Below are 14,805 nucleotides of genomic sequence, written 5' to 3'. Positions count from 1 at the left end.
ATGGAAAGGGCTTGCAGTTTGTTTGGACTAAGGCGCTTTAATAACTATTTGACTATCAGTTCTATAAACAAAAAGTAATGTTAGTTGAAGCTAAAACTCACTTACTATCCCTTATATGTAATGGAAAGTGAAGAATTATCGACCTTTACAGTATTTTTACAAAGCCACTTTGACTAATTTATTTGTTTTTTTTATCAAATAAAGGTATTAATTTTTTGATACAAGCGGTATAATATGCTTGTGGGCGATATTAATTACAAGTTGCTTTTAATGTAAAGGAGCGGATAAGTTATGGTTACTTTATATACATCACCAAGTTGCACTTCTTGTCGTAAAGCACGTGCGTGGTTGAGGAAACATGAGATTCCTTTTAAAGAACGCAATATCTTTTCTGAACCATTGAGTATCAACGAGATTAAACAAATTTTACAGATGACCGAAAACGGAACTGAGGAAATCATCTCAAAACGTTCTAAAGCTTATCAAAAGTTGAATGTTGATTTGGATGAGTTACCTCTCAAGCAGCTTTTCGATTTAATTCAGAAGAATCCAGGTCTTTTAAGACGACCAATCATTCTGGATGAAAAGAGATTACAAGTCGGTTATAATGAAGATGAGATTCGGCGTTTCTTGCCACGTGAAGTTCGTGCTCTTGAACTACAGCGTGCCCAAGAGTTGGCAGGTTTTTAGTTTAATTAAATAGGCAATTGGTGGAACTTTATAGATAGGGGGCTATAGCAATTTTAATGAGTTGCTGTAGCCTCCTTTGGTAACTTTGAGGATGTAGAAGGATAATCAAACAGAAATTCATCTTTTCTGCTAGATTAGCTTTCTTTTTAGGATAAAGTCCTTTACAATTTCTTTTTTTTAGTTATCATTAAGCGAGAGGGTATATCGGAAAGGTGGGTGACCATGATGGAGATGGAAAAAATCAATGACAATACTATTAGGGTATTGCTTGAGACTGACGACTTGACCGAACGTGGAATTACTGTCCTCGACTTGCTTGGCAATCATAAGGAAATTGAGAATTTTTTCTACAGCATTTTAGAAGAAGTCGACGTTGATCATGAATTTCGTGAAAATGATGCGGTGACTTTTCAGTTACTACCTAATAGAAATGGACTAGAACTTTTTATTAGCAAGGTGAATCCAAAAGATGCTGGAAAAAAAGACTCAAAAGAAGGTAATGGTGACACCCCCAACGATTTGGACTTTTCGCTCCTTGGAGCTGATGAAGATGTTTCGGAATATATTAAACATGAGTTGACAACCAACCCTGATAAGAAAAAAGGGGCAATTGTTGATGATGGTGACGGGGTTTCTGGATATTTGAATGACAAGAGTACAGAACGCAGACATTATGTCATTGAGTTCAAGGATTTTGAAGATTTTGTACAGGCGTCCAAGGTTCTTCGCAGTGAGGATGTGGCTTCGAGCCTCTTCTTCTTTAAGGATAAGTATTACTTGGATCTTGTTTTCTTTGTGGAACAGACAAGTGATAGCCAGATTAAAGATATTTTATCGCTGGCGGTTGAGTATGGTAAACGCGTGAATGTTTCTCCTGATCTTTTGCAGGAAAGAGGAAAAATGATTTTTAAGGCTTCTGCATTTGAACTGGCGCGTTACTACTTTAAGTAAAGTAGGATTTAGAATGATGATTGGAATGTATTAAATTACATTGCCAAAGATAAAGTTAGACGGGGCTATGACAAAAGTTAAATTTTGTCATAGCCCCTCTTTTATTCCGGATAAACGTGTTCCATAAGTCAAAATTCTCCGTCTAACTTCGAATTACTCATAGCAAAGCACTCGCTATGTTCGTAATTTCGAGTTAGTACTCAAATTTTCCCGACTTATGTCACACTCTCGTTTTTGTGTAGCACAGTCTATTGCTTGAAACAGATTTTTAATCTGTAAAAAATAACAAAACTACCTTTTAGTTTCAACAATAGATGCAGCTTTTCGACCTAGTTTGCGTAATTTTAACTAGGAGGTGATCGAATGTTGCAAGCTTGCAACTTGGATGGGGAACCGATTGCTGCATATCAGGCTGAAAGTGGAGAAAGTTATTATTGCCCAGCCTGTCATGCAGAATTGATTTTAAAAAGCGGAGCGCACAAAATTACACATTTTGCACATAGAAATAATCCAGAATGTGCTGCTCATTCTGAAGGAGAGACAAGTGAACACTTGACTGGGAAACTTCAACTTGCACAATTGCTAAAAGTCCAAGGAAAAACGGTTATAGTTGAGTATTATATTGAGGTTTTAAAACAAAGACCAGATCTGTTTGTGCGACATCAGCAACAGAACTTTGTACTTGAATTTCAGTGTGCGCCACTTTCAGTTGAAAAAATGAAACAACGCTCGGAAGGATACAGACGACTTGGAATTGCTTTTTTGTGGATTTTGGGAGAGCGTCATCGGCTCCAACGGGGGATTACCCAGCAAATTGCCCAGTTTATTCGATGGTTGCCCAACTTGGGCTTTTACTTGGTATATTATTCCGTCAAGCGAAAAAAACTAGAACTATATTATCACCTCGAACAAGCCGACTATTTGCCGGTTGCAAGTTTGTCCTTTACAACTGCTAATTTCCAAGAATTAATTACTTTCATGAAAAAGCCATTAAGATTAGTGCCTCAAAAATTAACATCTAGGCAGAGAAGTCAGCAAATTCTTAAATTTCAACGTGACTGTTTTTATAGTCAAGGCAAAATTCGCGAGCTTCAGCAGGATTGGTATCAAGAAGGATTAGTTTTGCAACAGTTGGAGTTCTTATTTATGCAACAAAGTTATAGCGCACCACTTTATGGAGTCAAACAACTTTATTGGAAGAGTAAATACTTACTGGCAGTTTATCGTGAAAAAGGTAAACTGGCAAAATTACATCAATTGGGTATAAGGCTTCAGCAACAAAGCAGCTTTTCTTTGCCTTTAGTTAAGCTTGAACATGTTTGGGAGGAGCAACTGGTAGATTTTAATGGAATCTTGAAGAAGTATCACTGGTTTTTTAGAGTGTAGTTCATTGTATTCTGACCTTAGGTATGTTTCTATAAAAAGAGTACCATTAGTAAATTGTGGGGTGAGAGCAATGGAGAAAAAGAAAATTGCGTTACTTGCAAGAACTGAAATTCCTGCAGAGCTTACATGGGATTTGACCAAGATTTTTGCGACTGATGCAGCATTTGAAACGGAAGTTCATTTGATTACAACAATGGCAGGTGCTATGAAGCAGTACCGGCAGACAATGCAAAAAGATGCTGATGCATTAGTTTCTGTTTTGGAAACACTCCTGAATTTAAAAAGAAGAATTGAAAAAGTTTATGTTTATGCCAGCCTTAAGAATGATGAGGATACAAACAATAAACGCTATCAAGGATATTTTGCTAGGATTCAAAAGCTGACAGCTACTGTTTACGCTTCTTTTGCATGGTTTGAACCTGAAGTACTTGCATTGCCGGCGGAAAAATTAGCTCATTACTATGAAAGTGATGCGCGGTTGAATGCTTATCGGCATTTTTTAGACCAAATTAGGCTACAAAAGAAGCATTTTCTTTCTGAAAAAGAGGAGGGCTTGTTGGCGGCTGCATCTGATATTTTTGCGGCTCCGGAAAATATTTTTGGGATTTTAAACAATGCAGATTTAAAATTTCCAACCGTACATAACGATCAGGGACAGACAGTTGAGTTGTCACATGGATTATTTGGGAAATTGCTGGAATCTACTCACAGAGCAGTCAGAAAAGAAGCTTTTAATGCTCTTTATCAGACTTATGAGCAATTTCAAAATACTTTTGCAACAGCTTTAACAGCACATGTACGTACGCATAATTTTGAGGCCCAAATTCGTAACTATGCAACTGCCAAACGGGCCGCACTTGCCCCTGATAACTTACCAACAGCAGTTTATGATCTTTTGATAGCAAGGGTCAATCAATTTCTGCCACTTTTACAGCGGTATGTAAAATTAAGAAAACAAGTACTTAAGCTTGATGAAGTTCACATGTATGACTTGTATGCGCCGATTACTGCTGTACCAGAGAAAAAATATAGTTTTTCTACGGCTAAGAAGATCACACTTGAGGTTTTGGCGATTTTTGGAACCGAGTATCTTGAAATAGTAAAGCGGGCTTTTTCAGAAAGATGGATCGATGTGTGTGAAAATCGCGGGAAAAGAGATGGTGCATATTCTTCAGGAACGTACGATACACCACCTTATATTCTTTTAAACTGGCAAAATAATCTTGAAAGTTTGTATACACTTGTGCATGAGATGGGACACAGTGTGCATTCGTATCTTAGCAACCACCGCCAAGCTTATCAAAATAGCGATTATTCAATTTTTGTCGCAGAGATTGCATCAACTACTAATGAAAATCTATTGACGCAGTATTTACTTGAAAATACTACCGATACAGGTTTCAAAGCGTACATTTTAAATCATTATTTGGATAGTTTCAAAGGAACTGTTTATCGGCAGACTCAATTCGCCGAATTTGAGGATTGGCTGCATATTCAAGATGCTGCGCAAAAGCCCTTGACTGCAAAAGAATTAAATGAAAAATACCTTGCATTGAATCAGCATTACTATGGGCCTAGTATGCAAAAAGATGCGCTAATTGCCCTTGAATGGACTAGAATACCGCACTTTTACTATAATTATTATGTTTATCAATATGCAACCGGTTTTGCAGCGGCGAGTGCTTTGGCGGCGAAGATCAGGGATGAAGGACCCAAAGATTATTTACGTTTCTTGAGCACCGGCAATTCGCAATACCCGTTGGAGGCAGTTAAGCGTGCGGGAGTTGATATGACAACTGTGGAATATCTTGACGCAGCTTTTGCAATTTTCCAGCGCCGTTTAGCAGAATTAGAAGGATTGTTGCGCAAAAAAAGTTAGTTGCTAAGTTGAAGTTGCAGTAAAAAACGTGCATTTTTGGAAGTTAGACGGAGAATTTTGGCTTATGGAACACATTTATCCGGAATAAAAGAGAGAGTGTGACATAAGTCGGGAAAATTTGAGTACTAACTCGAAATTACGAACATAGCGAGTACTTTGCTATGAGTAATTCGAGGTTAGACGGAGAATTTTGGCTTATGGAACACGTTTATCCGGAATAAAAGAGGGGCTGTGACAAAAATTAATTTTTGTCACAGCCCCCTTAGTTCTGCCCAAAATACTTTACTTGATACTTCAGCGGTTAACTATCAAGTAGAAAAGTTCTGCTAGTTAGTTATAAAATATGAATCGATGAATGATGTCCTTTAGCGTCTAACTTTGCACTCTTGGTCGAGAGCAACTCGGCATTGAGCTTGCCTGTACACAGATCTTTTAGTAATTCAAATGACTGGCAGTCGGTAAACGAAATGCCAAAATCAAATTGATCCCAGTCATAAAGCACCGCGGTCGGATGAGTTTCGACTTTCATTTCTGCAGCCATCTGTTGATCTCTTTTGAAAGATTCAACCGTAAACTTTGAGGTACGGTCATGATTGAACATTTCAAGATCAAGCCCACTTTTTTTGGCAACTTCTGCAACAACTTGATCGCAGTATTCTTCTCCGCAAACAATCACACTTTGCTGCAAATTCAGCAGATAGTTTCGACCACGGCGGCTTCCTTGGAAAAGTGCTGCTTTGTAATCTAGGGCAGACTGATACACAAGTTTGAAAATACGATTTCTGGTATGAAGGTCATTTAATGGAAGATGACGTTCGCTCATAATCGTAGTGACCGTATTAAGATTTAAAAACGGGATAAACCGAAATTTAACATCCGTACTAAGCTGGTCAACTAACTTAATAATGTTTTGTTCCGACCGATAACACTTACTCCCAATTGGATTAATGAACAAGTATATTTCAAGCACAACTATTCCTCCGCACAACATTTTCGCACAACTGTATTCTACAAAACTGCTAACTATACTTTAACAAAAAAAAAAATATTTTCAATGATTGTGCACCCCTTTTTCAATTGAATGAAAGCAAAAACACAACTTTCTTTTATAATCTCCTGAATGTCTATGGTAAACTAATTGAGAGTCTTAGTTATTTACGATAGAGGGAATTAAGTATGGAGAAAGAATGGACAAGATTTTTACTACCATATGAGCAGGCTGTTTCAGAATTAACGGCGAAGTTTCTTGCGTTAAAAGAACAGTACGTGATTACAAAAAAGCATGTTCCAATTGAATTTGTGATTGGCAGGGTTAAACCGGTAGCCAGTATTTTAGAAAAAATGGAACGACGGCATATCGCTTGGGGAGAGTTGGCACAAGGGATGGAAGATATTGCTGGTGTTAGAATTATGTGCCAGTTTGTAGCTGACATTTACCAACTAGTAGAAGTCATGCGGTAGAGAAAGGATATGCACATTATTGAAGAAAGAGACTATATCGCTAATAAAAAGGCGAGTGGATATCGTTCTTACCACGTGATCGTTGAGTATCCAGTTGAGATGTTGACTGGCAGAAAGACTGTTTTGGCTGAGATTCAAATTAGAACACTAGCCATGAATTTTTGGGCAACCATCGAACATTCCTTGAACTATAAATATCAAGGCATTTTCCCCCAAGAATTGAAGCAACGTCTTCAAGGAGCCGCAGAAGCAGCTTTTAGACTGGATCAGGAAATGTCAGCAATTCGAGAAGAAATTAAAGAAGCACAAGAGGCTTTTTCATATTACCGGCATAATGAAAAGAAAAAATAATATTTAAATGAATAGTACGTAAATTGTTTTATTTCATCTTCAAGAAGTGTAATAATAAAACGTGTAACTATAACGGGCACAAGATAAAAGAGGTAAGCTATGAAGATTGCGATTTTTGCAAATGATGGGCGGCTTTCACAGATTGTAAGTCAAAGGCTGCGTCAAAAATTCAAAGATACACACTTTGTTTTGGATGATCAAAATCCAGATATTGTTGTGACTATTGGTGGTGATGGAACACTTTTAGCAGCGTTCCACAAGTATAGCGCATTGCTGGAAACAGTGCGCTTTGTGGGTGTTCATACTGGGCATCTAGGCTTTTACACTGATTGGCGCGATGATGAAATTGATGATCTTGTGATTAGTTTGCAGTCTGATAATGGACAGTCGATCAGCTATCCTCTTTTGGATGTCCGTGTGACATATGCTGATAAGCAAAAACCTGAGAATTTTCTAGCACTTAATGAAGCAACCTTAAAGAGGTGGAGTGCAACCATGGTTACTGATGTTTATATCGGTGGAGAGTTGTTTGAAAGATTTCGTGGTGATGGGTTGTGTATCTCTACTCCATCAGGGTCAACTGCCTATAATAAATCTTTAGGCGGAGCTGTAATTCATCCTAACTTAAAAGTTTTGCAGGTTGCTGAGATTAGTTCAATCAACAATCGTGTTTTTCGGACACTTAGTTCACCAATGATTATTGCTCCAAATGATTGGGTGACGTTAATTCCGGCACGCGAAAGTGATTATTTGTTGACTGTCGATCAAAATAGTTTTCATGGTAAAAAAATAGCTCAACTAAGATTTAAAATTTCTAAAAAAAGTATTCATTTTGCCAAATATCGCCATATGCAGTTTTGGCAACGAGTACAGGATGCTTTTATCGGCTCAGAATATGCAAATTAATTGGCGTTATCAGGGGAAAGAGCCCATCAAGATTAAAACTTTTCTCAAAGAAAAAGGAGTATCGCGCCGCTTGCTTGCCAGTATTCGGTTTCACGGAGGAGAGCTGCTATTAAACGGCTTTCCCGGACGCAAGGTTGATCAGATGGAATTTGCAGACCAATTAACGTTAAGGCTACCCGCTGAAAAAAGTAGGCAGCAACTGCAGCCATCGTATGTTCCGCTTGATATTTTATACGAGGATCGTGACTTTTTACTTGTCAACAAACCGGCAAGAGTGCCGTCGATCCCGTCTTTTTTGTACCCAAACGACTCCTTAATCAACCGCGTATGGGGCTATTACTTATTAAGGGGATATCAGGGAATTATTCCACATATTGCCACGCGCCTTGACCGTGACACATCTGGAGTTGTTTTGTTTGGAAAGCACCGTTATGCACATGCATTGTTAGACCAGCAGTTACAGGCACACCAGGTCGAAAAAACTTATTTAGCGATGTTATCAGGCAAAATTACCACAGCGCATTTCTTACTGGAATTGCCCTTAGACCGTGTCCCGGGATCGTTCATTAAACGTCGAGTAGAAGTGACAGGCAAAAGAGCAAGCACAGAGATGTGGAAGCTTGCTGGATTTCCACAAGCAACTTTGTGCAAGGTTCGGCTACATACAGGAAGGACCCACCAGATCAGAGTACATAGTGCATATCTTGGGCATCCCTTGGTGGGAGACACTCTTTATGGCGGTGAACTAAGTCAGCAGTTGCAGCGTCAGGCACTGCATTGCCATAAAATAGTTTTCTTTCATCCTTTCAAGCAGAAAAAAATTGAGGTTGTTGCTCAATTGCCAGCTGATTTACAAAAATATCTTGAGGAGAATCAACGGGGTGAACTGTCGTGAGTGAAGATAAACAAAAAAGTGAAGTAAAACAAGCCCAAATCGTCACCTATTTGGAACAGCAACAGGCGACAAAGTTTCGTGAAAATTTTTTGCTGCTGCATGTTTATGAGCAAGCACAGATTTTGACTGAATTGACAATTAGGCAACGTGCACGACTATATCGCTATTTGACTCCGGAAGAGCTCGGGGCCACTTTTAACGCAGTTGAAGAAGAACCTGAAGCGGTTATTAAATATTTCGATGAAATGACGCCTAATTATGCGGCAGCGGTTTTGGGACAGATGTATACCGATAATGCAGTGGATATTCTTGCCTTTGCAGAGAAGAAGAAATTGGTACAATATTTACGATTGATGCCAACTGAAAAATCAGCCGAAATTAAAGAAATGCTTCATTATGAGGATAAAACTGCTGGTGCGATCATGGCGACTGAGTTTGTTCAGATTGTCAGTAACCAGACTGTACGTTCAGGGATGCACGTTTTGAAAAAAGAAGCAAAAGAAGCTGAAATGGTTTACTATGCTTATGTCGTCGACGATGAGGAAAAGCTGATTGGCGTTGTGACCTTAAGACAGCTACTAATTAGTGATGACGATGCTTTGATTAAAGATGTGATGAATGATCAGGTCAAGGCTGTCAAAGTGGATGAAGATCAAGAAGATGTTGCTAAAACCATTAGAGATTATAATTTTCTTGCAATTCCGGTTACAGACTATGATGATAAATTAATTGGGATTATCACAGTTGACGACATTATTGATGTTATCGACGAAGAATCCGCTGAAGACTATTCTGGACTTGCTGGGGTTGATATTGAGGATAGCCCAGAAGATCCCATTAAAGCAGCTTCAAAGCGTTTACCATGGTTAATTACGTTGCTTTTTTTGGGGATGTCGACTGCTACTCTTATTTCGCATTATGAACAACTCGTCAGCGAGGCAAGTATTCTGGCAGTTTTCATTTCATCAATTACAGGAACCGCGGGGAATGCCGGAACTCAAAGTTTAGCGGTTGCAGTCCGTCGTCTTGCTTACAAGGGTGATGATAATAAAACCTTGTTACGGACAATCATCACAGAGGTTATCACTGGAGTTGTGATTGGGCTGGTCACGGGACTAACAATTTTTGTAATTGTTGGTTTGTGGAAACACAACTTTATATTAGGTTTTGTGATCGGGTTGGCAATGATGTGTGCAATTATCGTAGCGAATCTTGCCGGCAGCATTATTCCAATGGCGATGGACAAGCTGGGGTTCGATCCAGCTGTTGCTTCAGGACCGTTTATTTCAACCTTAAGTGATTTAACCTCTGTACTGATTTACTTCAATATTGCGAGCATCTTCTTGTCATTTATTACTGGCAAATGAAGCCGCAAAAACCTGTGTCTGATTTCTAAATGAAAGTTGGCGGTGTGAGAACCGCAATTTCATGGAGAGAATTGATTGGTGGCATGTATTAATTGCGCAGATGACAAAGTAAAACAAAACTAAAGGGAGCTGTGACAAAAGTTAAATTTTGTCACAGCTCCTCTTTTATTCCGGATAAACGTGTTCCATAAGTCAAAATTCTCCGTCTAACTTCGAATTACTCATAGCAAAGTACTCACGATGTTCGTAATTTCGAGTTAGTACTCAAATTTTCCCGACTTATGTCACACTCTCTTTTTTGATGTTTGCGAGTTTAAGCTGTGTAACATAGCGAACTATTAAAAAATTAGAGTTGGAAATGTGAAAATGAAACGCAAACGCCTTCTGGGACAGGAATATTTTTTTGCTTGCAAGTGAGTGCGCCGGTTGCAAGCGAACGTTCAAAAAGTGTGGCATTATTTGTCTTTTGGTTAGCCACTACCAAAAAGCGATCGGTCGAATCGAGTGCGAAATCGCGTGGAAATTCTCCTTCAGTTGCTGTAAAAGCAGTTGCTTGCATTCTGCCATCAGCCGCAATGGCAAAGGTTGCAAGCGAATCATGGCCGCGGTTTGAAACATAGAGGAATTTACCATCGCGCGTAAGGCGAATGGCAGCCGCTCCATTTTCACCATGCCAGTCAAGTGGTAAGGTTGAAAGTGTCTGTTTGTGTACTAATTCCCCAGTTTCAGCGTGATATTCAAGCATAGCCACTTGGCTGCTTAATTCACCTACTAAATAAGCATATTTATGATTGGGATGAAAGACAAGATGCCGTGGAGCAAATCCAGATTCTGCATGATAAGTGAAAACATGTTCAAGTTCATGTGTCGCTGAGACATTATAAATATAAACGCGATCACTGCCGAGATCACAAATTGCTAACCTCTGGTCGGGTGTGAGATCAGTATAATGGATGTGCGCTTGTTCTTGACCAGGGAGCGGACCACTGCCAGTAAATTTAAGTTCCTTAATCAACGTCAGTTTGCCGGCAGTTGAAGAAAAAACACTTAAAGTTGCTTTATGATAATTTGCGGTGTAAACAAGGTTGCGTCCAGCATCCCAACCGACATAGCAAGGAGGAGCACCTGCAGAAAGCAGTTGCGACTGTTGCTGTGGTTGTGCATCTTGATTGCAGGCAAAGCTGGCAATTCCGCCAGCATTTCCCTTTTTTGCAACCGTATACAAATTACCTGAAGCAGTTGTTTGCAGATAGGTTGGATTGTCAATCTTAATAAATACAGTTGGTTTACTCAAGCGCGCTGTTTGCGGATCCAGTTCTGAACGGTAAATACCGGCAGAAATTTTTTTCGTATAAGTGCCAAAGAAAAGAGTTTGATTCACGTTTATATCCTCCTTTATGATTATGAATTTAAGTATAGCATAATTGGATCAACTAACTGTAATTTTGGTAAGAAAGCTGCAATTTATGCTACAATGTAAGTGTTACAAACAATGAATAGAAGGGGTTAGGGGTATGCTAGAAGCAAAAGTTGTTGAAATTGGGCCTGAAGCGGTTTCTAAAGATGACGATCTGTTGATTCTCTTTGATGAAACTGCTTCAACTCAATTGAGACGTGTCTCCATTGTACAACGCTTTGCTAAATCAAAAGATGAAAAGTATCAATTTCGTGCAGGTCGCAAATTGAGAATTGATGATCAGCTCTATGAGATTTTGTATGTCGGACAGTTAGTTCAAAGTAATATGGAAATGATTGGGCATGCGACTCTTTTCTTTGAAGATGTACCAGAAAAACCACAACATAATGGAATTTATCTGACACCGCAAAAAATGCCGGAAATCCACGTTGGAAGTGTCATCAAATATCTTTAAACTGCGGCTTTGGCGAGTGTATTGGAGCAGATAGTTTGATATCAAGCAATTAAAATGAGGCGGTCTAGCCGGTCGTAAGGCTTTGATGGGTAGGATTGAATCAAAATAAAATTAAGAGGGGCTGTGACAAAATTTAACTTTTGTCACAGCCCCTCTTTTATTTCGGATAAACGTGTTCCATAAGTCAAAATTCTTCGCCTAACTTCGAATTACTCATAGCAGAGTACTCGCTATGTTCGTAATTTCGAGTTAGCACTCAAATTTTCCCGACTTATGTCACACTCTTTTTCTAGTTATTCTGCATAAACGTGTTCCATAAGTCAAAATTCTCCGTCTAACTTCGAATTACTCATAGCAAAGTACCCGCTATGTTCGTAATTTCAAGTTAGTACTCAAATTTTCTCGACTTATGTCACACTCGCTCTTTTTATGTGTTTGAGTTTATTTGAGTATTTTAAATATTATCACCATTAAAAATGGAATTTTTGACGATGACATAGTCAACTTTACGTAGTGCTGTGAGTTCGCGGCCTCCAGCATATGAAATGGAAGACTGTAAATCTTCGTGCATTTCACGCAAGGTATGTGCAATGCTTCCGCGATAAGGTACAAGTAGTTTTTTGCCTTCAACATTCTTATATTGACCCTTTTGATATTGTGAGGCTGAACCAAAATAGGTTTTATACTTTTTCCCATCCTCTTCAATAATCTCACCGGGACTTTCCTGATGTCCAGCAAATAAGGAGCCGATCATACACATGGAAGCTCCGAAACGAACAGATTTAGCAATGTCTCCATTATGACGGATACCGCCATCAGCAATAATCGGTTTACTAGCAGCTTTGCCGCACAAGCGCACAGCTGCCAGTTGCCAGCCGCCTGTTCCAAAACCAGTTTTTAGTTTTGTGATACATGCTTTACCAGGACCAATCCCGACTTTGGTTGCATCAGCACCCGCATTTTCAAGTTCACGCACGCCTTCAGGAGTCCCAACATTGCCCGCAATTACAAAGGTGCCAGGCAGATTTTTTTTAATATATTTGATCATTTCGATGACGGTGTCAGCATGGCCGTGCGCAATATCAATTGTGATATATTCTGGAAGTGCACGCTCAGCTGCCAAATCATCAATCAATTTGTATTCTTTTGGTTTAACACCAACAGAGATTGATGCAAAAAGGTTTTTTCGATGCATTCTTTTTACAAAGGGTAAGCGTTCCTCTTCGTTGAAACGATGCATAATGTAGAAGTAGCCGTTTTGCGCCAACCAGACTGCAAGTGGTTCATCAATGATTGTTTGCATATTGGCAGGAACTACCGGGATTTTAAAAGTCATCGGTCCAAATTTAACAGTTGTGTCGACTTCGGAACGGCTTTTGATGATGCATTTATTTGGTACAAGCTGGATATCTTCGTAGTCAAATACAGGCATTCTTAAAACCTCACATTCTTAATTAACAAAATAATTCGTTGATTATGTTTGTTTAACTCACAAACACACATAAATCTACAACACTCTAATGTGAAAGTCAAATGAAACAAAAAGATCAGGTGGAAAATATTCGCTTTTTGATCGAAGTGACGCCGTACTTTATTCGGGTTATAATTAGTAGCGAAAGTTTTAATAAGGAGTTTTTTTATGGCAAAGAAGAAAAAGATCAAGAAAACAAATGATGAGCGGATTTTGGATCAACATCACATTGAATATGAAGAAACGGTTTTTAATTGGTTAGAGGAGGGATACGACGCGCTTGCTGAGGCTCAGGCAGCAGGGATTGAAGCAAAAAGTATCTTAAAGACAATTGTTTTGCGCACAAGTGAGAAGGAAACAGATCATTTAGTAGTTTGCTTACCGTTGGAATATGAACTTGATCTTAAACTGATTGCACATGAGCTTGGTGAAAAGCAAGTTCATTTGGCGGACAATAAGAAGTTAATCAAAATTACTGGATATGTTCACGGCGCTAATACTCCGATTGGAATTAGTGTGCGCAAGGGTTTCCCAATTTATTTTGATGAACGGATAAAAAAGTTTGAGAAGATCTCAGTTTCAGCTGGTCAAGTAGGTCGTTCTGTAAGATTGAAACAAAGCGATCTGATAAAGTTGGTTAATGGAAAATATTTAAAGGTTCAGGAATGATGAAGGCGGTGAATTAGTGAAAAAAATAGAACGTGGAATGGCTTTTGTAGCGAAAAATTTAGCGTTGTTTAGGTGTCCTGTGTGTCATCGTCCCTTTTTAAAAGTCGAACACCAGAGTGTTTTTTGTAGCAATAAGCATAACTTCGATTTTGGACGTAAAGGAACACTATATCTTGTTAATCATGGTTTAAAAAGCGATTATGATGACGACAAACTCTGGGCCGCCAGGCGAATTTTACAGCAAGCCGGTCTTTTCAAACCCATTGTTGCCCAGATTGGAGACAATCTTCCAATTGAAAAACCGCTTAAGATTCTCGATATTGGTTGTGGTGAAGGTTCGACACTGCATCTTTTGGAGCAGCAGCGTCATCAGCAAGATGATGCACTGGTAGGCTTTGACATTTCAAAACGTGCATTGAACCGTGCAACCCAGTTAGAGACTGCTGCCTTCTTTTGTGTGGCAGATTTAGCACGCCTACCTTTTCAGACCGCATCTTTTGATGTCCTATTAGATCTCTTTTCACCATCAGCATATGAAGAATTTGAGCGAGTTTTAAAAAGTGGCGGACACTTGTTTAAAATTGTACCCAATTCTGAATATTTACAAGAATTGCGCCACTCATTGTATGTAAAAGAGGATCCACGGCATAACTATAGTAATGAAAAAGTAGTCACACTGTTTAAGAAAAATTATCCGCAGGGAAATGTTCAAAGAATCAAGTATGAATTTCCTTTGAACAAGGCACTTTTTGAAAACCTGATGTATATGACTCCACTTCATTGGGGAGCGACGCAAGCCCAAATTAACGAGAGCTTGCGCAAGGGTTTAGACAAGATTACGATTGATGTTTCACTTTTGAGTGCAAAAAAAGAATGAAAAACAGTTTTTTTGTGAAAAAAGCTTGAAA

General features: G+C 38.9%; 13 protein-coding genes and 1 pseudogene. 11 read left to right on the top strand and 3 right to left on the bottom strand.

The window, feature by feature from the left end; translation table 11 throughout:
* Window positions 1-291 precede the first annotated feature (291 nt).
* From spxA to pepF, 4 genes are all read left to right on the top strand, one after another.
* On the top strand, window positions 292-690 hold the full coding sequence (gene spxA, locus AB3Y88_RS02840) for a transcriptional regulator SpxA (RefSeq protein ID WP_054756682.1): 399 nt from the start codon (window positions 292-294) through the stop codon (window positions 688-690).
* 225 nt (window positions 691-915) lie between these two features.
* Window positions 916-1,641, top strand: coding sequence for an adaptor protein MecA (locus AB3Y88_RS02835; protein ID WP_056960155.1), 726 nt, complete (start codon window positions 916-918; stop codon window positions 1,639-1,641).
* 363 nt (window positions 1,642-2,004) lie between these two features.
* Entirely contained in the window at window positions 2,005-3,027 is a 1,023-nt protein-coding gene (locus tag AB3Y88_RS02830) for a competence protein CoiA family protein (protein WP_228887811.1), read from the top strand.
* Window positions 3,028-3,097: 70 nt separating this feature from the next.
* Window positions 3,098-4,906: an oligoendopeptidase F gene (gene pepF, locus AB3Y88_RS02825; RefSeq protein ID WP_261909401.1), complete on the top strand. Its 1,809-nt coding sequence runs from the start codon at window positions 3,098-3,100 to the stop codon at window positions 4,904-4,906.
* A gap of 334 nt (window positions 4,907-5,240) precedes the next feature.
* Here pepF and AB3Y88_RS02820 read toward each other — a convergent pair whose 3' ends face one another.
* A complete protein-coding gene (locus AB3Y88_RS02820) occupies window positions 5,241-5,876 on the bottom strand; it encodes a DsbA family protein (protein WP_054758147.1) in 636 nt (211 codons plus the stop codon).
* A gap of 206 nt (window positions 5,877-6,082) precedes the next feature.
* Between AB3Y88_RS02820 and AB3Y88_RS02815 the strand changes: the two are divergent.
* From AB3Y88_RS02815 to mgtE, 4 genes and pseudogenes are all read left to right on the top strand, one after another.
* A pseudogene (locus tag AB3Y88_RS02815) lies at window positions 6,083-6,718 on the top strand (GTP pyrophosphokinase family protein).
* 99 nt (window positions 6,719-6,817) lie between these two features.
* Window positions 6,818-7,624 (top strand): NAD kinase, encoded by an 807-nt coding sequence (locus AB3Y88_RS02810; RefSeq protein ID WP_054758148.1) that lies wholly within the window; start codon window positions 6,818-6,820, stop codon window positions 7,622-7,624.
* Window positions 7,614-8,519: an RluA family pseudouridine synthase gene (locus AB3Y88_RS02805; RefSeq protein ID WP_228887809.1), complete on the top strand. Its 906-nt coding sequence runs from the start codon at window positions 7,614-7,616 to the stop codon at window positions 8,517-8,519. Before AB3Y88_RS02810 ends, AB3Y88_RS02805 begins: the two co-directional genes overlap by 11 nt.
* Before the next feature lie 38 nt (window positions 8,520-8,557).
* Window positions 8,558-9,886 carry a magnesium transporter gene (gene mgtE / locus AB3Y88_RS02800; RefSeq protein WP_235803433.1) on the top strand — a complete coding sequence of 443 codons (1,329 nt, stop codon included), beginning with the start codon at window positions 8,558-8,560 and terminating at the stop codon, window positions 9,884-9,886.
* Between the two features lie 346 nt (window positions 9,887-10,232).
* Here mgtE and AB3Y88_RS02795 read toward each other — a convergent pair whose 3' ends face one another.
* Window positions 10,233-11,267 (bottom strand): lactonase family protein, encoded by a 1,035-nt coding sequence (locus AB3Y88_RS02795; RefSeq protein WP_228887808.1) that lies wholly within the window; start codon window positions 11,265-11,267, stop codon window positions 10,233-10,235.
* A gap of 133 nt (window positions 11,268-11,400) precedes the next feature.
* Here AB3Y88_RS02795 and AB3Y88_RS02790 point away from each other — a divergent pair, with 133 nt between their 5' ends.
* Window positions 11,401-11,757, top strand: coding sequence for a PTS glucitol/sorbitol transporter subunit IIA (locus tag AB3Y88_RS02790; RefSeq protein WP_056960147.1), 357 nt, complete (start codon window positions 11,401-11,403; stop codon window positions 11,755-11,757).
* Window positions 11,758-12,211: 454 nt separating this feature from the next.
* Here the strand turns inward: AB3Y88_RS02790 and AB3Y88_RS02785 are convergent, their stop codons facing one another.
* The gene (locus AB3Y88_RS02785; RefSeq protein ID WP_054758084.1) at window positions 12,212-13,189 is read right to left on the bottom strand and encodes a GMP reductase; all 978 of its coding nucleotides are present in this window, start codon (window positions 13,187-13,189) and stop codon (window positions 12,212-12,214) included.
* A gap of 207 nt (window positions 13,190-13,396) precedes the next feature.
* Between AB3Y88_RS02785 and AB3Y88_RS02780 the strand changes: the two genes are divergently transcribed.
* Window positions 13,397-13,897, top strand: a complete 501-nt coding sequence (locus AB3Y88_RS02780) for an aminoacyl-tRNA deacylase (protein WP_054758085.1) — start codon at window positions 13,397-13,399, stop codon at window positions 13,895-13,897.
* A gap of 16 nt (window positions 13,898-13,913) precedes the next feature.
* Window positions 13,914-14,774 (top strand): methyltransferase domain-containing protein, encoded by an 861-nt coding sequence (locus AB3Y88_RS02775; protein ID WP_054758086.1) that lies wholly within the window; start codon window positions 13,914-13,916, stop codon window positions 14,772-14,774.
* Window positions 14,775-14,805: the final 31 nt, after the last annotated feature.

Origin of the sequence: Liquorilactobacillus satsumensis (assembly GCF_964065465.1) — a bacterium.
In the GTDB taxonomy this organism is placed as follows: Bacteria; Bacillota; Bacilli; order Lactobacillales; family Lactobacillaceae; genus Liquorilactobacillus; species Liquorilactobacillus satsumensis.
Note: the sequence above shows the minus strand (reverse complement) of the source record. Positions and strands in the feature narration are given on the sequence as shown.